16 protein-coding genes and 1 pseudogene are annotated in these 21085 nt (G+C 56.7%); 6 read left to right on the top strand and 11 right to left on the bottom strand.

Annotated features, from left to right (window positions below; genetic code table 11):
• From LJF34_RS27620 to LJF34_RS27610, 3 genes and pseudogenes are all read right to left on the bottom strand, one after another.
• A pseudogene (locus LJF34_RS27620) lies at positions 1–222 on the bottom strand (hypothetical protein); the annotation flags it as partial.
• A complete protein-coding gene (locus LJF34_RS27615) occupies positions 219–1010 on the bottom strand; it encodes a ParA family protein (RefSeq protein ID WP_231189641.1) in 792 nt (263 codons plus the stop codon). The gene LJF34_RS27615 and the pseudogene LJF34_RS27620, both read right to left, overlap by 4 nt.
• 345 nt (positions 1011–1355) lie before the next feature.
• Positions 1356–1496: a hypothetical protein gene (locus LJF34_RS27610; protein WP_231189639.1), complete on the bottom strand. Its 141-nt coding sequence runs from the start codon at positions 1494–1496 to the stop codon at positions 1356–1358.
• Positions 1497–1797: 301 nt separating this feature from the next.
• Between LJF34_RS27610 and LJF34_RS27605 the strand changes: the two genes are divergently transcribed.
• From LJF34_RS27605 to LJF34_RS27590, 4 genes are all read left to right on the top strand, one after another.
• Entirely contained in the window at positions 1798–2034 is a 237-nt protein-coding gene (locus tag LJF34_RS27605; RefSeq protein ID WP_231189637.1) for a UPF0058 family protein, read from the top strand.
• Between the two features lie 1556 nt (positions 2035–3590).
• The gene (locus LJF34_RS27600) at positions 3591–5627 is read left to right on the top strand and encodes a bacterio-opsin activator domain-containing protein (RefSeq protein ID WP_231189635.1); all 2037 of its coding nucleotides are present in this window, start codon (positions 3591–3593) and stop codon (positions 5625–5627) included.
• A gap of 147 nt (positions 5628–5774) precedes the next feature.
• The gene (locus LJF34_RS27595) at positions 5775–6488 is read left to right on the top strand and encodes a helix-turn-helix domain-containing protein (RefSeq protein ID WP_231189822.1); all 714 of its coding nucleotides are present in this window, start codon (positions 5775–5777) and stop codon (positions 6486–6488) included.
• A gap of 363 nt (positions 6489–6851) precedes the next feature.
• Positions 6852–7418 carry a metal-dependent hydrolase gene (locus tag LJF34_RS27590; protein WP_231189633.1) on the top strand — a complete coding sequence of 189 codons (567 nt, stop codon included), beginning with the start codon at positions 6852–6854 and terminating at the stop codon, positions 7416–7418.
• Between the two features lie 702 nt (positions 7419–8120).
• Here the strand turns inward: LJF34_RS27590 and LJF34_RS27585 are convergent.
• The 5 genes from LJF34_RS27585 to LJF34_RS27565 all read right to left on the bottom strand — a co-directional run bounded on the left by LJF34_RS27585 (position 8121) and on the right by LJF34_RS27565 (position 13630).
• Positions 8121–9320, bottom strand: coding sequence for an orc1/cdc6 family replication initiation protein (locus LJF34_RS27585; RefSeq protein WP_231189631.1), 1200 nt, complete (start codon positions 9318–9320; stop codon positions 8121–8123).
• A 1311-nt stretch (positions 9321–10631) separates the two neighbouring features.
• Complete coding sequence (locus tag LJF34_RS27580; protein WP_231189817.1) at positions 10632–10856, bottom strand: hypothetical protein; 225 nt, start codon at positions 10854–10856, stop codon at positions 10632–10634.
• On the bottom strand, positions 10840–11658 hold the full coding sequence (locus tag LJF34_RS27575) for a phosphatase PAP2 family protein (RefSeq protein WP_231189814.1): 819 nt from the start codon (positions 11656–11658) through the stop codon (positions 10840–10842). The genes LJF34_RS27580 and LJF34_RS27575 overlap by 17 nt, the downstream gene beginning before the upstream one ends.
• On the bottom strand, positions 11655–11795 hold the full coding sequence (locus tag LJF34_RS27570; protein ID WP_231189811.1) for a hypothetical protein: 141 nt from the start codon (positions 11793–11795) through the stop codon (positions 11655–11657). The genes LJF34_RS27575 and LJF34_RS27570 overlap by 4 nt, the downstream gene beginning before the upstream one ends.
• Positions 11792–13630 carry an ABC transporter substrate-binding protein gene (locus LJF34_RS27565; protein WP_231189810.1) on the bottom strand — a complete coding sequence of 613 codons (1839 nt, stop codon included), beginning with the start codon at positions 13628–13630 and terminating at the stop codon, positions 11792–11794. Before LJF34_RS27565 ends, LJF34_RS27570 begins: the two co-directional genes overlap by 4 nt.
• A 730-nt stretch (positions 13631–14360) precedes the next feature.
• Between LJF34_RS27565 and LJF34_RS27560 the strand changes: the two genes are divergently transcribed.
• Entirely contained in the window at positions 14361–15968 is a 1608-nt protein-coding gene (locus tag LJF34_RS27560; protein ID WP_231189809.1) for a glycosyltransferase family 39 protein, read from the top strand.
• Between the two features lie 63 nt (positions 15969–16031).
• Here LJF34_RS27560 and LJF34_RS27555 read toward each other — a convergent pair whose 3' ends face one another.
• Both LJF34_RS27555 and LJF34_RS27550 read right to left on the bottom strand, forming a co-directional pair.
• Complete coding sequence (locus LJF34_RS27555; RefSeq protein WP_255666521.1) at positions 16032–17303, bottom strand: Nramp family divalent metal transporter; 1272 nt, start codon at positions 17301–17303, stop codon at positions 16032–16034.
• Between the two features lie 197 nt (positions 17304–17500).
• Positions 17501–17944 carry a universal stress protein gene (locus tag LJF34_RS27550; protein ID WP_231189807.1) on the bottom strand — a complete coding sequence of 148 codons (444 nt, stop codon included), beginning with the start codon at positions 17942–17944 and terminating at the stop codon, positions 17501–17503.
• A 209-nt stretch (positions 17945–18153) separates the two neighbouring features.
• Here LJF34_RS27550 and glmM point away from each other — a divergent pair, with 209 nt between their 5' ends.
• Positions 18154–19467 carry a phosphoglucosamine mutase gene (gene glmM / locus LJF34_RS27545; RefSeq protein ID WP_231189797.1) on the top strand — a complete coding sequence of 438 codons (1314 nt, stop codon included), beginning with the start codon at positions 18154–18156 and terminating at the stop codon, positions 19465–19467.
• Between the two features lie 52 nt (positions 19468–19519).
• Here the strand turns inward: glmM and LJF34_RS27540 are convergent, their stop codons facing one another.
• Positions 19520–20746, bottom strand: coding sequence for an orc1/cdc6 family replication initiation protein (locus LJF34_RS27540; RefSeq protein ID WP_231189794.1), 1227 nt, complete (start codon positions 20744–20746; stop codon positions 19520–19522).
• Positions 20747–21085 lie beyond the last annotated feature (339 nt).

The raw sequence follows: 21085 nt of genomic DNA, 5'->3' as shown, positions 1-21085 counted from the left end.
ATACATGTAGGTCCCGACGCGGGTCGCCTTCACGCTCTCCCGTTCGCTCGCGTCGCCGGTTTCGTCGACCGCGACGGCGTCGGTCCCCGACGATTCCGCCGCGACGTCCGTTTCATTTTCCGGCGAAGCGTCGACGCGTTCGCCGGATTCGGACGCTTCGGTCTGTTTCTCACGCTTCGCACGGCGACGGCGGAGGCGGTCGGCGCGACTCTCGTCGCTCATGCGGACACCCCCGCCAAGTCGAACTGCCGTTCGAGGTCCTCGGCAACGGTGAGGAATACGGCCGCCATGTCACACTCCTCTTCGAATTCGAAGACGGAACACCCGGCGGAGAACGCACGCTGGAGCGTGACCCGTTTTCTGACCTCCCAAACCGGGATATCGGTGAAAACGTCGTCGAACCACGTGAGCATCGCGTCCGCTTCGTTAGTCGTCTCGACGCGGTTGGCGACGAGTCCGAGGTCACGAATCTGCGTGTCGTACTCCGCTTCGAGAACCTCCATCTGGTCGAAGAGGATCTCCAGCGCACGCTTGCTCGTCGATTCGGCGAGCGCGGGGATGAGGACGTTTTCCGCGGCGAGCAGAGCGTTGTCGGTGAGGTTACCGAGATACGGCGGACAGTCGATGATGATGACGTCGTAGTCGGTATCGAGTGCATCGAGGACCTGTATCAAGCGCTCACGTCCGCGCATCGCCATCGTGAGTTCCGGCTCGACGCTGGTCATGTCGATGTTGCTCGGGAGGACGTCCATCTCCTCGTGGGAGACGACGAGCGAATCGACTTCCTCGCGCGCTTCGTGGTCGGTCAGCGCATCGAACAAGGTCGGCGGTTGTGCCTCGTACTCCGCTTCCAAGCCGAGTCCTTCGGTGGCGTTTCCCTGTGGGTCGAGGTCGACGAACAACACGTCGTGTCCACGGTGGTGTAACGCCCCTGCGACGTTGATCGCCACCGTGGTCTTGCCGACCCCGCCCTTCTGGTTCGAGACGGCGATTTTGGCTGTGTCGGACATACAAAATCGCAAAACCGTCCGAACCACATAAAAGCGCGTCAGACGTTTGTAAATAAGCCGTTACAGCCCCAAAACGCCACTTCTTCGGTATAATCCAAACCGTCTCGGCTAGCAAAACCGGTTTTGCTATCCGAGCATCGCGGCGGGGTTCAGCTCTATACGGGTGTTGACCAGGAGTTTTGACAGCAAAACTGGTTTTGAGAGATTGAATAGTTTTGTGAGTTTGTATGGTTTGTATGGTTTGTATGGTTTGTATGGTTTTTGTGATCCGTATGGTTTGGACGGTTTTGAGAAGGTCGACGGGATAACGCTCCCGGAGCCGGGGGATGCCAACGAGTAGTGGGACTAGCGATGGCACAGCAGTCCTGTGCAGTCAGACCGGGCGCTCTCGCTGTGCAACCGCGATGGCGAGCGTTCCGGCGGGAGGACCAACACGCCGACTGCGAGCAGCACCAGCGGCGTGTCGACGCCGAAGATGAAATGCACGAAGAGAAGCACGCGCCGATGAGTACCAACACCAGCCCCGTCCAAAGTCGCCCCGTTCGTCCGAACACACCGTCGAATAGAGTTACTCGCGTTCGTCAAGGTTCGTCCCGTGCGTCGAGACGACCGACGAGTCCCAGTTAGCATCGATGGCAAAGGAAACTGCTCTTGAGTTTTCCTTTCACCGATCAGTATCGGGGCCGTAAAAACGGAAGCTGGAAGCTACTCCTATTCACCCGAGTCATCGTATGCGAGGTTGTCTCAAGGAAATACTATAGGGGTTCGGTCGTTAGTTGTCGTCGGGATGAAAAAACAAGAGCTCATTCATCTGCACGGACTGCTTTCCGAAGTACGAACACGGTTTGAGGCACAAACCGATTCCACATATGACCCCGTGGGGTACGAGGAACAAAATACGCGGCCGACTTCTATTCACCACTCGAAAAACGACCACCGAGAAGCAGTACTCAAGCTGGCGAACGAGCTCACGACGAATATGACGAGCGAGGAAACGGAAACCGTCGCTCCTCACGCCGACTAATTCCTGCAAAAGACGTATCGGAGAACTCAACGGATACCAGCGATAGCGATCCACAAGGAGCTCTTGTCGTCAACGTGTGAAGACGGACGGACGGTATCTCTTCTGAAAATCGGCGCCACCCGGCGGGAATGACCATCGATATGGGGACGAGCGACTGGTGAAAAATATCAGATTTTGCACAAAAAGTCCGACTATATTTCGGAGATTGACGGAATGAACCGTGGAATGATAACCACCGATAGGAATTGATATAGCATCATATAGTTTATTTGGAGTTAAAGTCACCGCAGTCATGCGGTTTTCCGAGGAATACCATCAATTCCGATTAGATTCGTAATCGGAAGTGGATCACACTCGGGGGTGCCGTCTCAATCTGTGCGCGCGGCATACAATCGTTCCGCGGGTCGTTCCATGGAAAAGACTCATTTATCGGGGCACTGTAGACACTACTGTCGAGCACGGGTGCTCGGCGTCGCGAAAACAAAATAATATGCGACGTGTGCCGACGGGGATGGATCCTACACCAACGAATCCCCGTCGACAGTCCACGAGATTACTCCGAGAAGGATTAATAGCCAGCCAGCGGTGTGACCGCCAGCGACGATCGTACTTCCCGAGGTAATCAGCGTGGACGAGACGACCGTGGAACGTCGTTCGTCCATCGTTTTCATGTCCACTCTTTCAAGCGGACACGCGGGGGTTCTCACGGGCAGAGTATAAAACAGCGGCAGACACATGAGCAACTCGGAATCGAGGACAGCGCCCGGTCAAGAACTTCTCGAAGAAGGTAAAACCTATACAGGCAGACTTGCATACATGCGAATGGTCCCTTAATTACGCACCCGGACCCCCACCCCTCCCTCCATTCCCCTTTGACGATTATGTCACCGCAAGCGAACGTCGAGCGTGCACTCCGCACTCCCATAACCCGACGTCCGCTATTATTCATAATGATCGGGCCGTATATTATTATCTACTTCATTAAGAAAATCTGCAACTGCTTGTGATCGGAACAAGGTCAGCAATCGATGACCCAGTTCCCGAACAAATGATTTGGGTGGGAGCATGTTTCCCCCGCCAACTACCCTGCTTAGCGGCGGTGGATTAGCACGTTGTTCAAAGCATTCCCGCACTTCCGTTGAAATCCAAATGGAGTAGTGATACAAATGGGCCTCAACCAATCGACGCACAGCGAGAGGTCATCGGAACGCACTCCCCCGCGATAGGACGACGATACCCGGAGGTGGCGTCGGTGTTCGACCCGAAAAGCGATCAGTAGTTCGATAGAGTCGAGGAAATGATTTTTGGATGATACTATCGGAGGATCGAGGAGAGAGGCCGAATAGCGTCGATAAACGCGGTTTGAAACGGATTGAAACCATTCGGAATAGATTTCTGGATTTAAGTCGATACGGCCACGATTTTACCGGTAGAAGGGTGACAACCGACCGAGCACGACGAGTTTAGCGACCACCAATTACCTACAACTGGACAGAATCGGAAGAATAAGGTGATTTCGCTGGTCGTACAAGGTATCCCTTCCCCCGAAGAAAACAATGATTGAAGCAGTTCGTGTCCTCTTCGTTCCCCCGCCCAACGATGAGGGAGTGATAACGACGCTTCGAGAGCAGTCGAACGTCCTCGTCGAAACTGCGACTACCCCCGTTCGGTCCGAAATACTGGAGATGTCAGATTGTGTCGTATGTACGGTTGAGGGGATAGATGCGGACGTTGTCACTCTTTTCGAGGACGTACAACAGTCGTGTCCGTCCCTTCCCCGTCTCGTCATCTCCAATACGGTTGACCGTGTCGTTCAAGACGTTCTCGACAGGAATCTCGCGGAGTGGATACCGACGGTCGAAGGAGAAAGGGTACTGTCACAACGGATAAATCGACTCGGAAGTCAAAGACGCCGGAACGAGCGACTCTCGGCGGTTCAGGACTCGATGAAGCGACTAACGGACGCCGAAACGGAGGACCGAATCGCTGAAACGATCGTCGCCGCCGTCCACACCGACCTCGATTACTCGTCCGCAATCGTCGCCCGATACGACAGCGAAGAAGGGGCGCTTCGGTCGGTTGCGTGGGAAGGCGTCGCCGAACCCGACGAACGACTGTTCGACGCCGACGGCGGACTGGGCTGGAAGGCGTTCCTCGACGCCGAAAAGCGAACCAGCAAGGGGAATGGAGACAACAAGGTCACACGTCATACTGCTTTCCCGCTCGGACGGCACGGGGTCCTGATAGTCATCGACGAAGAGAACGAAATCGAAACGGAAGACGCCGACAGGAGGGAAACGCTGGTGGAAATGCTTGTTTCGAACGCCGAAACGGCGTTTGCCCGCCTCGACCGGGAATGGGAACTGTCAACGCAGGAGGCGGCACTGTCGGAGACGGAAACGGCACTCGAACACACCCACCGCCGGGAAACGGTCCTTCAGGACGTTTTCGGTGCGCTCGCCGAGGCGGACACTCGGGGCGACATCGAACACGCCGTCTGCAAGCGGTTGACGAACGCGGCCCCGTACCAATTCGCGTGGATAGGCGAGTACGACGCGACGACCGACCAACTCTCGGGTCGGACGTGGGTCGGCGACGAACAGGCGTTTCTCGACGAACTCTCGGAGACGAGCGACGAAACGGACCAAACGACGGCGTGGCGGTCCGTTCGAAAGAGGGAGACGACCATCGACGACGACCTGCTTGGCGACCCCCCGTACGAAGCGTGGCGGCAGGAGGCCCTCAAACGAGGCTATCGAGCGGCGGTCAGCGTTCCGCTCATCTACGGCGGGAGTATCTACGGAGTCCTTACCGTCTATGCTGGCGACCCGGACGTGTTCAACGACGATGAGCAGGCACTACTCGAAAGCATCGGAAGGGGGACCGCCTACGCCATCAACGCCGTCGAAAGCAAAAAGGCGCTCGTCAGCGACAGCGCGGTCGAACTGGAGTTTCAGGTCCGAGATCCGCAGTTTACGCTCATCAAGTTCGTCGAGACGGCCGACTGTCGGTTCGAGTTCGAGAGTGTCATTCGAGAGACCGATGACACACTTCGGTTGTTCTTTACCACGGAAGGAACCACGCCGGAGTCGGTGGCCGCGTTCTCGGATCAATCGCTCGTCGTCAACGACATCAGACACGTCACCGGCGACGACGAGAAGGATTTGTTCGAATGCACCATGACGGGGGCGAACGTGATTTCGCTACTACTCGATCACGGTGCGGTTCCGAAAGCGGCGACCGCGGAGGGTTCGGAAGCGAGACTTACGGTCGAACTCCCACAGACGGCCGACGTTCGACGGTTCGTCGAAACGTTCCAAAACCGCTACAGTAACACGGAACTCATCGCTCGTCGGAAACGGAACCGACCGGTACAGACCGAACAGGACTTTCGAGCGCAGCTGCGACATCGGCTCACCGACCGCCAGTCGGAAGCACTGGAAACGGCATACTGGAGCGGCTTCTTCGAATGGCCGCGGGAAAGTACCGGCCAAGAGATAGCGAAATCGCTCGATGTCTCACAGCCGACGTTTAACCGTCACCTTCGTGCATCGGAACGAAACTTGCTTACCGCCCTGTTCGAAGACAGGTGAATTTCGAGGAGAATTTATACATATTGAAGCACGGACCAAAATCGGCTACAAATATAGCTATAACACCCATCTGTCGGCCGACAATTATATACAATAGAGATGAGTGGAGAATCCAATAATGTCACTAATCAGCTACACTCTGGTAACCTGACGAAATCGACACCGACGGTAGCGAGCAGCGAAAAAGCGGGTATAGAACAAAAACTGTACGATATCGTCGCCGAAGTCTCTCTCTCGGGCCCTGACCTACTTCTTTCTCCCACGATCAAAGCCGTCTCCGACGTTACCATCGAAACCGAGCATTTGACTGGAACAACCCCCAAACATCTCTTCATCTCGGTTCGGGGCGAGGATTTCGAGACGTTCGAACGTGAGTTACAGCAGGACTACACGGTTGCCGAACCGGTGCTGGTTGAAACGTACGAAGGTCGCCGTGTATATCGCCTCGAACCAGTTTCCACCGTCGAACTCATCGCGCCGCGATGCCCTGAACTCGACGCGCGAATACTCGACGTGGAAAGCGGTGATGGCGGCTGGGTCGTGAGAATGCAGATACCGACCCGACAAGCGCTCGTCTCGTTCCGGGAATACTGCTTGGAAAACGACGTAACGTTCCGCGTCAACCAGTTGGGTAACGCGACGGATCACAAAGAAACCGACGTCGTCGGGTTGACCGAGAAGCAAAAGCAACTGCTTCGGATGGCGTTCGAGTGTGGATACTACGAGATTCCGCGTCGAATCTCGCAGAACGAACTCGCACACGAACTCGATATCTCGACGTCCGCGATCTCACAGCGACTCCGCAGGGATACGGAACAACTCATCGGAAGTGCGCTGGCCGTGACCAAAAAAGACCACTAACGTGACTGAGAGACCACCGAATGACTGGGAGACTACTGAGTGACTGAGGGAAATCATCGAGTGACTGAGGGAAACCATCGAGTGACTGAGAGAAGCTACTGAGGGACCGAGATCGGACGTGCGACGGCCAGCACGTCGGATTCGAAAGAGCGGTTGGACTAGCTATAGGAGGGAAGAGTTAGTGATAGAACGGCGTCATTATAGTCGAATACGACAATGTAGCCGGGAAACACCAATAAGTTAGATAAAGAGACCATCTCCATTGGAACTTAAAGTCTACACGGTTGAAGCAGTACGTTTTGGGAGGAATGTTACGTAGGACGGTTTGATAATGGCAGAGGATGTCAAGCAGTCGGTGACCCCATGAATCCGATCGGTCACTTCGGAATCGTACTGGCCGTGTTCGGATTCGTCGTTTTCGGCCTCGTCACGCGGGAAGAGACACGGGCGGCAAAAATAGTAGTTGTAACAGCGCTTCCGATGGGAATGGCTCCCGACATCGACCTTCACATCGCACAGTTCGGACACAGAGGAATCACCCATACGTTTTGGGCGGCGCTCCTTGCCGGAGGAGTTCTCGCCCTCCTCGCATACTGGCTCAAGCCACTCGCATTGGATGGTAAACGCGAAGAAGCGCTGTACGGGTTCGTTACGGGGTTCGGCGGCATCTGTTGTCATCTCGCAGGAGACGTCATCACGCCGATGGGTATCAAACCGCTATATCCGCTGCTCGATACGCCACATACGTTCGACCTCGTTTACGCGAACAACCAGTCGGCGAATCTCGCACTCATCGTCCTTGGGGTGCTGACGTTCCAGTTGGTCGTTCGCCGGGCACGGAGTAGCGACTCGATACCCGTGTACGTCACGGAATTCATTCAACCCGATTTAGGACTGGATTCGGAATCGGGAACCGACATCGATACGTAGAAATCAGCCCGTTTCGAGGTCTCGGTTGATATCGAAGTAATGGTGGTCGGTCCGATCTCGATGGGTTAGCTTTGAGGGGTCGACTTTGAGAGGTTAGCTTTGAGGGGTCGATTTCGGCGGTTCAACTTCGCCGAGTCGGTTTCGTCGAGACGGTCTCGGCATTCGTAATTACGCTTCTCCGGACAGAGGCCACGCTCTATCACGAACGCAAGCGACGAAACCGAGATAAAAAACGGCAGGATATGATCGAATACTGATTATTTTCAGAATTTTCAACCAACGTAGACACGATACAAAATGAAGAGAAAATTATATATTAGAATGGATGTGTGTGATATACGAGAAGAGAGCGATGAACGGAAACGACGGACAAGGATGTCTGGTATCAAAGGGGACGAGAACGGCGAATCCAAGCGAAACGAGGACGAACGTCGAAACGTGTTCCTGCTGTGGTTCGCGGGTCGAAACCCACCGATGGCACCCCGTAATTGCTGACGACGATGGGAGTGGATTTCGGATACGTGCCTTCTGTGACGAACGATGCCGAGAACGATGGGGTAGTAGCTGATCGCATCCAGTTCACCGGAAACTCTGTCTCGCTAAAATTCCTGCCTCACTAAAATCCCTGCCGCGCTGGTCTCCATTGCCCTCGACCGTCCTCCTTCGACGACGAAGCTGTATACTTCTCAACGACCAAACCGTTTACTCCTCGGTGACGAGCACTTTTTTCACGACCTGTGGATCTTCGAGGAGTCGATGCTCGGTGTAGCTCCCTTCTGCGCTCCCCCCGCTCTGACGGGCTTGTTCGATCACGTCGAGGAACGCCTGTTCACGGAGCAAATCCCGAACGCGGCGGGTCGAAAGCGGGTCGCTATCCATCTGCCGACAGACCTGTTCGTACACTTCGTACACCAGACTCGTGCGAAAGGCGTCCACATCGGGATTATCCAACGAAAGGATCGCGAGCGCTTGCAGCGCGTATTTCGAGTGTGGTGTCGCGCCGCGAATGAGTTCGCGAAAACGGTCGTTTTCCGCGCGTTCGCGGGCCTTCTTTACGTACTCTTCCCGAACTCGCTCCGCGTTCTCCGCCTGTGCGAGTTCGCCCGCGTATCGGAGGATGTCGATAGCCTTGCGGGCGTCACCGTGTTCCTGTGCGGCCTGTGCGGCGGCAAGCGGAATCGTTCCGGGTTCCAAGACACCCTGTTTGAACGCGTCGCTACGGGCCTCCATGATGGCTCGAAGCTGGTTGGCGTCGTACGGCGGAAAGACGAACTCGCGTTCACAGAGACTCGACTTGACTCGCTCGTCCATCCGGTCTTTATATTTGATCTTGTTACTGATGCCGATGACGCCGAGCTTGCAGTGTCGAAGCTTTCCCGCCTCCCCTGCACGCGAGAGTTGCATCAGGATATCGTCGTTTTCCAGTTTGTCGATCTCGTCGAGGATGATGACGACCACGTCGTACAACGCATCGAGAATTTTCCAGAGACGCTTATAATACGTGGAGGTAGAGATACCCTTGTCAGGAATCGAGATGTCCGTCTCCGACGTGTTCGTCGTACTCGCAATCGTCTGGACTGCCTGCGTTTCGGTGCTGTCCTGTGCACAGTCCACGTAAGCGACTCCGACGGTGACACCCTCCTCGTCGGCTTCGTCGACGAGGCGACGGGAGACGTGTTTCGCACAGAGTGACTTTCCGGTCCCCGTTTTCCCGTACAGGAGGACGTTGCTCGGTGACTGGTTGAACAGTGCGGGATTCAGCGCGTTTGCGAGAGCCGAAATTTCGTCGTCCCGGCCGACGATTCGACCGTGAGTCGGAAGATGATTGATTTCGAGGAGTTCCTTTTTCGCGAAGATGAGGTCCTCCCGAGAGAAGAGTTCGTCCGAGTCGGCGTCGCTCATGGACACCACGTTTCCAGTGAAATCCCTTTACTGTTCCGGGCGTGAAACAACCGAGCAATAAACGGAAAGGAGAGCTCTGTATATCGTCCTGACAGTGGTCGCCCCACGATGGTACACCCGAGTAGTGGTCGTTCGGGCATCTTCGCGGGAGATACCGCCACCAATGACGTGCCCGTTGTGTCGGGAGAATGATTGGAGACACACACCACGTTTCCAGTGAAATGGGGGGAAAGGGTGGGTGGGTGGTGAACCAACAGGTGAATATTGCCGGGAACAAATGGCATCAGATTGCCACTAGCGGGGACTGGATAGAAAAATACATATACTAACAAAGCGTTAAAGTCCATTAAGCTAATCACAATTTGTAACCCATGATGTATCACGGGTTGGTTCACCTGAAACCGAGGTGGATTACTTCCCCGATCCGGTTTCACTGGAAACGTGGTGTGTCTCCACCGTTTCGAATAGGTCGGTGTAGTTCTCGTTCGGGTGTTGTTGCAGTCTCCACTCGGGTGTTGTGAAATCCCGTTCGGGTGTTGTTGCAGTCTCACCCGGGTGTTATCACGTTTTCATCCCGTTATTGTCGTGTTTCTATCCAATTGCCGTCTCCCCTCGTGGACCATCTCCTTTCTTGCGGTTTGTTCGTCTCGTGGTGTGGTTTTGTGGATCGTCCTCACACCACGTTTCCAGTGAAATCCGACAGTGTAACACACCACGTTTCCGGTGAATTATCGTGGGTTCGTTTTTCTCGTGCCAGCATTCATCCTATTCCGCTCGGTTCGTTGTCTACGGTCGATGGATATCTGTTTTCGTGATGGACACCTCGCTTCCAGTGAAATCCGCCGATTATTCGGCTGTCGTTTGGTCCTGAATCCGGTTGTCGTTCGGCTATGGTTCAGCCGTCGTTCGGCTATGATCCGGTTGTCGTTCGATTGTCGTTCGGCTATCCGTCGGCTTTCGGCCCCTGAAGGAGACCACGTTTCCAGTGTAATTTCTCCATCCTTTCTCGATTCTATTCGCCGATGTACTGCGTTTCTCCGCCCCTCACTCAGAATTTTAAAATCGTCTATTTTCACTGGAAATGCGGTGTCCCCCCGCTAACCGCAATATTTCCTCGCTCACACTTATTTTCTCCAATTTCGAAGTGGAATATCTATATCCATCAATATCCTGTCTTTACCGGCCGATAATATTCCCTCAAACCCCCATTTCATCTGCACCCCCACCTCCCTTTCCCCCATTTCACTGGAAACGTGGTGTGTGTGTCTCCACGCGCTATGTCATCATCTATCACTGAACCGAACACATCATTCATTCCATTATTCGATCTATTTTTGAGCAGTTGTCAACTACCTCGAAAACGAGCGATACTCCAATCACGTAGCGATCTCTTTTTCCCTTTCTGTCTCTCCCACTTTTCAGCCCCTTTCCGTTCTCCCCCTTTCCGTTCTCCCTCTTTTCGCTTTCGCCGTTCCTTCTCGCCTGCTCCTTGCTCTCCGTTTTCGTCGTCCGTTCTGCTCTATTCTTCTTCCCCATGCCCTTTGTGCGACTCGTCCGAAATGTACCGGTCCGCGATGAGAACGCTTCCGACCCCGAGGACACTGCCTGCACAGACATCGGTCGCCCAGTGGATTCCGAGATACATCGTGGCGAAGATGATACTTGCCGCTATAGGGATAGCAACGACGGTCCAGCGGGGATATGATTCGCGAGTTTGAAACGCGAGAAGCGCGGAACTGACCGAAAGCGACGTGTGGAGGGAGGGGAAGACGTTCGTGTTCGCGTTCACTTGCCCGGTCAGTATCTGGGACTCAGGGTACGTCGAATACAGCAGCGGATGAACGACGTCGGGTATCAGGTTTCGCGGCCCGTAGGAAATGAACAGGATGTAGCACACCAGCCCGAGACTGTAATTCACCGTGAACGCGACTGCGGCTTTCTTCAGCGGTCTTTCATCCGTCAGTGCGAAATACGCGATGAACGGGAACACGAGGAGGAACACGTAGCCGTAAATATACATGAACGAGAAGTACATCGTGAACTCCGGTCGTGCGACCGACTGTATCGCCCCGACGAAGTTGCCTTCGAACCGGTGAATCCGACTGGTGATGTTCCATCCGATGAGCCACGATAGTTCGGGCCCGTACTCGCGGGCAACCTTGTTCACCCCGAGAACGACTAGCAGGAGACCGAGGTGCGGGTACACGTCGCGGAGTCGCTCGCGGAACTGCCGACGTGCACGGTTGAGACCCGTCCGTCCGACGACGAACGTCGTGGCAAGACCGAGCATCAGTAGCTCCCCGACGAGCACGAACCCGGTGATTTCGCCTAAGCTCACGCGTCATCCACCTCGTGATGAATATCCATCGACGATTTGTTCTCGGGTGCTCTCCGTTTTCCACGTATCCACTGTTCACCCGTCTGAACCGCGATTTCCAGTCGTTCATCCGCCCGAACCTCGACTCGACCGTTCATCGTTGTAGTAGGTCCCCGCCGTTCGTGTACCGATACCCCGCATCCCTGAACGCCTGCTTCGCTTTTTCGACGTCGAGCGTGCCTCCTTCGCCGGGGAAGGGTAACTCCGGGTCCGTTCCGTTCCATCGCAACTCCGATGCACACGAGTCGTGTTGCGCCAACGGACTCGCCGCCGGTTCGGCGTACTGGCTGAACACATCGTCGACGATGTAGCTCTTATCGAGCAACCGAGCGACCGCTCGCCGGAAGCGAACGTTGCTGAACGGTGCCTTTCGAACGTTGAAACCGACGTGATACATCGCTGGCGACGTATCGACGTGTAACTGGACGTTCTCCGAACGTCCGATATTGCGCACTTGGCTCGCCGTGACTCCCGTTGCGGTCCCATCGGCCTCGTCGCTCAGCACGAGTTTTGCCGCCGCCCCTCCCGAGGGCACGACGTGGAACTGTAACTCCTCGAATGCAGGGCCGCCCGCGTACTGTTGTAGATACTCGGGTTCCGGCGTCGAATCGGCGTTCGCGTCCAGTTTACCCGTACCCGTATCGAGATGCCGGAGGAAATGGTGGTCGAACCGCTTGAACGTTAGCCACGTCTTCGATTTCGCATCGCTGAACTGTAGTGGTCCGCTTCCGACCGCTTCCATGTTACTCCAGACGAGCGCCTCGGTCGTGGTCGAGTCGCCACCGAATCCGGCGATTTCTGCCTGTCCGTGTTTCGATTTCCAGATGTGCTTCGGCAGTACGGGCGTGGAAAACGCCTTCGTCGCGACGTCTCGATTGGCACGTTCGAACTCGATTCGAACGGTTCGGTCGTCGATAGCCCTTGCCGACTTCACCACCGAAACCGAGTCTCTGAATCGAGGTGCTGGAACCGGGCTTTCGAGCGACCCGAGCGAGGTATCTCCGAGGAATTTGTAGGTGAATGCGACGTCTTCTGCCGTGAGTGGCTTGCCGTCGTGCCACCACAACTCGTCCCGGAGATGAACCGTGACGGTGGGTGTGTCCGTAGCCGAGAGCCACTCCCATGAGCGGGCAAGCCACGGACGAACCTCGCCGTCTATCCGACGTCCCAGGGAATCATACAGTAGGTCGAGTACCGTTTCGTCGCTTCGGAACTCGACCGCGAGCGGGTTGAGGTTCACCGTCGGTGCCGAATCCTGTATCGTCATTCGGAGCGGTTCCCCGTCGGCTTTCGCGCGTACCGAGAGATATCCAAAGAGGGAGTGAACCGTCTCGTATCCCGCCCAACCACCGAAACTGTCCGTTCGCGTCGCTCGGATTTCGTCGGGAAACGCGACGACCGAAAAGGGTTGATCCCGCGCTATCGCCCGCTGTAGCTTCCGGAGCGTCTTCGTCCGCTTTTTTCCGCTCTGTTTTCGTTGGGCTGTGAGGAGGTCGTCGACACGGAGGTTCGCGTAGCCGAACGGGTTCTGCCAGCCGGTTTCGGCGTCGAATCGGGAGTGGAGGAGCGTCCTGAGTTCGTCGGGATCGTCGATACCGGGATGCTGTCCGACGTAGCAGTCGAACGATTGGTTGAGGAGGACGTCTCGCCATAACTCGACGCGTCCCATCGGGACGACTTCGGCGGCGATACCGACTGTACGGAGTTGTCTCGCGAGGAACTGTGCGATGCGGATCGCTCGTGGATTCGCATCCGCGGGGAGCGTTTTTATCGAGAAGGATATCTGTGACGGGCTATCGCGGCTAACCAACGACCGTGCTTCCTCGATACACCCGCTACCGAGCGTTATGCCGAGGGCGGCAAGCAGTTCACGTCGTCGCGTCTTCGGAGTGGGTTCTGCCGTGTGTCGATCAGTTTCCTTGGTTGGTGACATTGTAAGGGAGGTCCTCGTCACGCCGTTGGGACACCGTCCCGCTTGGAAGACGAGAGAGGGTCAGCGGTGGGACGAGACTGGGGGGAGTTGTGGCTGAAACGAGCGGTATGGGTATTGTTGTCTACAGAGAGTTGGAGTTACCCTTTTATTATTTATAACTTAACGTCTTTCTTTCCTTTCTCTGGTGAATGTTCTTTGAGAACATCTTCCATGACATCACTTGCACCACAAAAATTAACTATGCCGTGCTATATTTGCCCATACGTGTCTCATCTATTATCGTTCCATAGCTCCCGTTTCACGGTAGGATAGTACTATATCGTTTATTCCGTCTTCAAACAGTGCTTGAACGGCTTAGCCACGCGATAATAAAAAGTGTCCACGTACACGCTATGAAAAAGATGCCCTCCCAATCATCGTATCGCACCTCCGTGCTGCTCGCCACGGACACTGCTCCGGTTTCGCATTCCCCTTCCGAAGGGGTCGGATGTGAGAACAGTACGCATGTGAATTGTACGCACGGCGGCCAGAAAGAAAGTATAGTCGGTTGCCCCTCAGTACGAGCAACGCCGCTCGTCCCCGTCCGGCACGCCAACGGATATCCGTCGTGCTGGGTACCTGCACGGCACGAATCGAACGGTGCCGAGGGACGATTCCCGGCTACCCCGTCAGTCAACTATCGAAGTTGGAGTGAAGTCTGATGTCACATGGTGTCAACGAACGACAAAACTTGGATGTCGTATCGAAGATCGTCGAGTTAGCGAACGACGAGCGCGCATGGCTCGCAGCGGCGATAGGAACCGGTGTACTGGTGTATCTCACCTATCTTCTTGTGCACCCGTACCCGGCGTACGGGGCCGGGCTATATCTCAAAATCGCCAGTGAAATCAGTGCCCACGGCTACGGCCTTCCCGCTCGAATTCCGCTGTACACCAAGGACGGGGTTCCGTTCGGCTATCCGCCGCTCATGTACTACGTCTCGGCGATACTCATGGACGTGACCGGTGTCGGTCCCATTACGCTCAGCCGGTTCCTCCCCGGCCTCGTGACGATTCTGTACCTCGTCCCGTTCTACTATCTCGCACACGAGGTCCTCGACTCGACGCCGCGGGCCGGATTCGCCACGCTCGTCCTCGCGGTGACGCCGCCGATTCTCCAGTGGCACCTCTCGGCGGGGGGTGTCGTCCGTGCCCCCGCATTTCTGTTCGTCGTGACCGGCGCATACACCGGTATCCGAATGTTCAAAACCGGGGAACGGAAGTGGCTCCTCGCCTCAGCCATCCTGTTCGGCTTGACGGTACTCACCCACCCAGTTTACACGGTGTTCTTCGGAACGACGTACCTCGTGATGTTCGTCTCCTTCAGCAGAACGCCGCGAGGGTTGCTGTACGGTGCAACCGTGGTCGCCGGCGGACTCGCGATTTCCTCGCCGTGGTGGCTCCAAATCGTCGCCATTCACGGTGTCAGCATCTTCACCGCCGCTTCGGGGACGCACACCGGTATCGGCGGCGGGACTCACCGTCTGCTCAAACAGTTCGTCTATCCGTTGGACATGAGATGGCCTATCGTGTTTTACATCGGGTCGTTCGCGGGTGCAGCGTACCTCGTCGCTAAACGCCGGTTCTTCCTCCCGATTTGGATGCTGACCGGCGCGTACATGCTCGGAAAAGTACGGTTCCAGTTCCCCGCCGGTGCGATGATGGTCGCGATACTCGTCTTCGAGGTCATCATCCCACGGATTCAACAGTGGACGAAAAAGACGCGCTACTCCCGCTCCGTGCCGCTCGCCGTCGTCATCGCCATCACCATCCTCGTTACGAGCGTCGGCATCTCGTTCGCCGGGAGCGGCCTCCACTCCCATCTCGGGAGTACGACGCAGCCGTCGTTCGTGGACGACGACGACATGGCCGCGATGGAATGGGTCCAGCAGAGTACGGCATCGGATTCCGACTTCCTCGTTCTCGGCGACAGCGCCGAGTGGTTTCCGCTCATGACCGACCGCGCCATCCTCGTCGGGCCGTGGGGGGTCGAGTGGGAGGGCCACAACCACTACCGGCATCAACTCGGCTTGTACAAGCGGATGTCACGCTGTCCGAGCAAGACGTGTCTAACGAAGAAGATGATTTCGAACGACGTCGACCCGGACTACGTGTACGTCCCGAAAGGTCACTACACCGTCCGCGGTGTCGATGAATACCAGAAGCCGTGGATGCGCGAACACCTCGTCGGTTCCGACCGGTACAAACTCGTCTACGAGAACGAAGGCGCGATGGTATTCCGCGTTCAGGAACCGATGGAACCGACCGAGATACCTGAAGACGGGCCACAGCCCGTCTAGGTATCCCCTCCGAGCAGCCACCGAACGTATTTTGGATCATCTCGGCTAAAATCGCCGCCCGCGTCAGCCGAGTAGGGTCGAGTAGAGGAGCCAGATGTTGAGGACGATGATGAGCGCGATGACGATGCCGAGGACGCCCGTCGTCCGCGAGGAGTTACGGAACGACCCCATGATGCCCTCCTCGCGCGTGAACCAGACCAGCGGGATGAGGACGAACGGGAGTTCGAAGCTCAGTGCGACCTGTGATGCGACGAGGACGGACGTCGGGTCGAACCCGGCCATCACGATGGCGAGACTGGGCGCGAGCGTCACCGACCGACGAATCCAGACGTTGATGTTGAGGTCGAGGAAGCCGTCCATCACCGTCTGTCCGGCCATCGTCGCAACGAGCGACGAGGAGAGGCCGGCGGCGATGAGCGCGATGCCGAACGCCAAACTAGCGTTCGCGCCGAACACGCCCGTGAGCGTGACGTACGCTTCATTGAGCGTCTCGATGCCCGTCCCCTGAAGCGCCGCCGCCGCGACGATGAGCATCGCGGCGTTCACGAACATGGCCCCGAACAGCGCGATGACGGTATCCACGCTCTCCAGGACGTAGTGTCGCCGGTGGACCGCCTCGGTGTCCCCCTCGTCCTCGATGAGGCGACTCCGACGGTCCTGCACGATGTACGGGTGGAGATAGACGCTGTGAGGCATCACGGTGGCCCCGAGTATCCCGATGGCGATGTAGAGCGCGTTCGAGTTGGGGATTCCCGGCGAAAGCCCTCGTGCGATCTGACCCCCCGTTGGCTTTGCGAGAGCCATCTCGAAGACGAACGCGAGCGCGATGATTCCGACGAAGGACATGATGACCAGTTCGACCCATCGAAATCCGCGTTTATGCGCCGTTCTGACGCCGAGGAGCGCGAACGAACTGGCTCCGGCCAGAATCGCACCGGCCCACAACGGAAGCGAGAAGATGAGGCTGAACCCGATGGCTGCCCCGATGATCTCCGCCATATCCGTCGCTATCATGGCGAGTTCCGCAGCGGTCCAGAGGACGATGACGGTGCGACGGGAAAACCGCTCCCGACAGAGCTGAGCGACGCCCTTCCCCGTCGCGATACCGAGTTTCGCCGCGACTATCTGAATTCCCATCGCCATGAAACTCGCGAGGACGATGACCCAGAGCAGCGCCGGCCCGAACTTCGCACCCCCGGAGATGTTCGTCGCCCAGTTCCCCGGGTCCATGTACGCGACGCTGATGATGAATCCCGGTCCGAGATACGAGAGAACTTCGCGGAGCGAGTATTTCATCGAATCCTCCGCTTTTCGTCCATAGCGGTTTCCTTCCAGTCGTTCGCTACTCCACCCATGGAGTTGCCGCCTCCTGAATTCGACCCATCTAATTTATGGTTTCGCATACTCAAATATAACGTTAGTGCTTTCACCACCATGTTGCCACAAACGGTCCGAGTTTCGCGCTCACCGCCCTGTCGCCGACCCTACTCCGGTTCGGAAACTCGGGAATACGGGTTCGGATAGCTCGGAACTCAAGCAGTCGAGTTGTCGATGATATCCCGCATTTGGACCGTCAGAACGGGGATTTCCGACCGACGAACGACGTTTTCGGTGACGCTTCCGACGACCCCTCGTTTGAGGCCGCTTCGACCGTGGGTCGCCATCACGATGAGGCCGATGTCGTTTTCTGCTGCGTACTCGACGATGGTTTCGTACGGGACGCCTTTCAGTACGTGGCCTTCGATGGAAAGGCCGCGCTCCTCTCCTTCGCGCACCGCCTCTTCGACGATGGATTCTCCCGGCGGGTTGTGCACGTCCGTGAGTACGTTGTCGAGCGCGAGCGGGCTATTGGTCGTGTTGAAGACGTACACGACGTGGAGTCCGGTATCGAACTTCTCCGCCAAGTGAAACGCGTGTTCCAGTGCGCTGGTCGCTCCGGCACTTCCGTCCGTCGGCACGAGTATCTCGGTGTACATCTTCCCTCGTCCGTTTCGATAGGCTATTGGACTCCGTGCGTGATATACTCTCTCACTATTTGTCCGATCCCACCCGCAATTCGATGCCGATTTAGTGGACGATTTATCGTCCACTAAATCGGTACAAACGTCCATCTCACGGACGCTCTCCGCTGAACGGTCCTCAACGAAGGGAACCCTTTTGCCCGTCCCGACTGTCGTACGAATCAATGTTCGGAACCAGCGGAATTCGTGGCCCCGTCGGCGATGTCGTTACCGGAGACCTCGCACTGTCCGTCGGTCGAGCGCTCGCCTCGACCGGCGCAGAGCGCGTCGTCATCGGGCGCGATCCCCGAGACAGTGGTCGATTCCTGATGGACGCCCTCTCCGCCGGCCTTCGCGAGTGCGGCGCGGACGTCATCAACATCGGTCTCGCCTCGACGCCGACCGTCGCCCGAAGCGTCGAATGGAAGGACGCCGACGCCGGTGTTTCCGTCACCGCGTCGCACAACCCGTCGACGGACAACGGTATCAAGCTCTGGAACCCCTCCGGGCAGGCGTTCGACGCGGACCAGCGCGAGGAGATCACCTGTGTCATCGAGGAGGAAGCGTTCGACCTCGCGGACTGGGACGCGACCGGCGAGGAGACACACTGGGGCGGCGCACACGACGAACACGTCGAAACCCTCGCCGAGGCCGTCTCCCCCGCCGACCTCTCGGTCGTGGTGGATGTCGGTAACGGGGCCGGTGCGGTCACCGCCGACGCACTCTACGAACTCGGGTGCGACGTGGAGACGCTAAACGCACAACCCGACGGCCGTTTCCCCGCCCGCCCCAGCGAACCCACCGCGGAGAACTGCCAGTCGCTCTGTGAGCACGTCACCGCGATCGGTGCCGACCTGGGAATCGCCCACGACGGCGACGCGGACCGCATGATGGCCGTTGACGAGAACGGCGATTTCCTCTCCGGCGACGTGCTTCTCACGCTTTTCGCCCGCCAGCACGTCGCCGCCGGCGAAACGATTGCGACGCCGGTCGATACCAGCCTCATCGTGGAGGACGTGCTGGAAGAACAGGGCGCGGACGTGGTACGAACGCAGGTCGGCGACGTGTACGTCGCCGAGCGAGCGACCGAACCCGGCGTCGTCTTCGGCGGCGAGCAGTCCGGCGCGTGGATTTGGGCCGACCAGACGCTGTGCCCCGACGGTCCGCTCGCGGCCTGCCGCCTCGCCGAACTCGTCGCCGAGAACGGGACGCTGTCGGAACTCGCCGCCGACGTGGGCGAGTATCCGATTCGCCGGAAGAACGTCCACGTCGAGGACAAAACCGGGCTGATGGCGTCCCTTTCGGAGGCCGTCACCGACCGCTACGCCGACGCCACCACCATCGACGGCGTGCGCGTATCGCTCGACGAAGGATGGTTCCTCATCCGCGCCAGCGGCACCGAACCGCTAGTTCGAATCGCCGCCGAGGCCCGCGACCCCGACGCCGCGGATACCGTGTTCGAGACGGCGGACGCCTTCGTGTCTGAGTACGCGGAATAGCTGCTTTTCGCTTCGACGATCTCCGTCTGGAACACACACCGGATTTCCTATGCTATCCCTCGTGATAGGACCTCAGACTCTCGTGAACACCAATCGAGGCTAATGTGTCTTCCAGTGCGTTGACGACGAGAGTAAGTTCCTGCTGGAGATCGTACTCTCGATACTTCCCACCGGCTAATCCTTCGTTCTTCTCCGTTACCGAGAGAATCCCGAGCATTCCTAGTTCATCCAGATGATCGCGAAGCCATCGACTGGTGTGTGCGTCGCGGCCAGACAGCGAGCACATATTCCGGTAACGCGGATAGATTTCTCGCGACCGGACAGGTGTCCCGTCTTCGGCGTCGAGTGTTGCCAACGCATAGAGGATGTGTTGCTCATGTTCGGTGAGATTCGAAATTCCTTCCGTGATTTCTTCCTTTTCAACGCGTTCCAAAGCGTGATCGACGTGCCGCTCCTGCACAGTCTCGCTCTCATTTCCACGGGCAATATCACCCGCTGTTAGAAGAAGATCCAGCGCGTGTCGAGCATCACCTGCGCTCTGTGCGCCGAGTGCAGCGCACTTTGGGAGAACCTCATTGGAAAGAACGTTTGATTTAAACGCAACTTCGGAGCGCTGTTCGAGGACCTCAAGGAGTTCAGTTGCAGTGTAATGTGGAAATGAGATAGTTCGTTCACAGAGCGACGAGCGAACCTTTGGCGAGAGACGATCTCGGAACGTGAGGTCGTTGCTAATTCCGATAACACCAACACGTGCTTCTCGCAAGTTTTCGTTCTCGCGTGCGCGAGATAGTTGGTAGAGAATACTATCTTCTCCTTGATTGATATGATCGACCTCGTCGAGGACGAGTAAGACGATACCGCCGTCCGCGTCGAGATCGTCCCAAAGCATCGCATATATCTCGGATGTACTGTACCCTGACTCGGAGATCTGGTCGGCAGGATCTCGAAGTGCATTGATAAGCGCGACTCCGACGCGGTAGCTCGTTTCGAACCCATCGCAGTTGATATACGCGGTCGCTAGTTCGAGATCTTCGAACTGGTTTGCGTCTTCTTCGAGGTTCCGTAGCAGATATTTTGTTGCAGCAGTCTTTCCTACTCCCGTTTTGCCGTAAAGAAAGATGTTGTTCGGTTGTTCCCCATAGATGACGGGCTCGAGAGCCTCGTGGTACTCATCTAACTCATCATCTCGTCCCACGAAGGTATCCGGAGTGTAATCGTCCAGGAGTGCCTCGCGATTCCTGAATGGCGTTGTGGATCTGTTGAAGCGGTGAGATCCCATTGGATCATGTCACTCTTCGACACATCTTAAAACCACCTGTTCCTTTGCTTCCTCTGATTCCTTTGCTGTGGTTTTTTAAGAGAGACACCCACACCACGTTTCCTTTGCTTTCTTCAAGCGAACCACGTGGAAGACCTATGGGGGCAAAGTTTTATTAGTTATAATTGATAACAACTTCCGCACTAGGGTTATATTTTGAGCTGAAGAATGGGTTTCAGGGACCGTTGGTCAATCGTAACGGAAAGCAGAGGAAACGTGGTGTGTGTCTGTTCACGAAAGCAGCGGAAAACCGGTGTGGAGATCAGTCATTCTCTTCCGAGATGCTGACAAGAAGTGAAT

The sequence above is a fragment of the Haladaptatus sp. DYF46 genome, from assembly GCF_021083305.1.
Classification (GTDB): Archaea; Halobacteriota; Halobacteria; order Halobacteriales; family Haladaptataceae; genus Haladaptatus.
This window is presented reverse-complemented; position numbering and strand designations above follow the sequence as displayed.

Bases quoted from the DNA above. Each gene is read 5' to 3' on its own strand.
- LJF34_RS27605 (WP_231189637.1), top strand. From the start codon at position 1,798: ATGAAAAAACAAGAGCTCATTCATCTGCACGGACTGCTTTCCGAAGTA.
- LJF34_RS27585 (WP_231189631.1), bottom strand. From the start codon at position 9,320: ATGAGCGACGCCGACTCGGACGAACTCTTCTCTCGGGAGGACCTCATC.
- LJF34_RS27615 (WP_231189641.1), bottom strand. From the start codon at position 1,010: ATGTCCGACACAGCCAAAATCGCCGTCTCGAACCAGAAGGGCGGGGTC.
- LJF34_RS27565 (WP_231189810.1), bottom strand. From the start codon at position 13,630: ATGTCACCAACCAAGGAAACTGATCGACACACGGCAGAACCCACTCCG.
- LJF34_RS27550 (WP_231189807.1), bottom strand. From the start codon at position 17,944: ATGTACACCGAGATACTCGTGCCGACGGACGGAAGTGCCGGAGCGACC.
- LJF34_RS27570 (WP_231189811.1), bottom strand. From the start codon at position 11,795: ATGAACGGTCGAGTCGAGGTTCGGGCGGATGAACGACTGGAAATCGCG.
- glmM (WP_231189797.1), top strand. From the start codon at position 18,154: ATGTTCGGAACCAGCGGAATTCGTGGCCCCGTCGGCGATGTCGTTACC.
- LJF34_RS27580 (WP_231189817.1), bottom strand. From the start codon at position 10,856: ATGGGGAAGAAGAATAGAGCAGAACGGACGACGAAAACGGAGAGCAAG.
- LJF34_RS27540 (WP_231189794.1), bottom strand. From the start codon at position 20,746: ATGGGATCTCACCGCTTCAACAGATCCACAACGCCATTCAGGAATCGC.
- LJF34_RS27600 (WP_231189635.1), top strand. From the start codon at position 3,591: ATGATTGAAGCAGTTCGTGTCCTCTTCGTTCCCCCGCCCAACGATGAG.
- LJF34_RS27590 (WP_231189633.1), top strand. From the start codon at position 6,852: ATGAATCCGATCGGTCACTTCGGAATCGTACTGGCCGTGTTCGGATTC.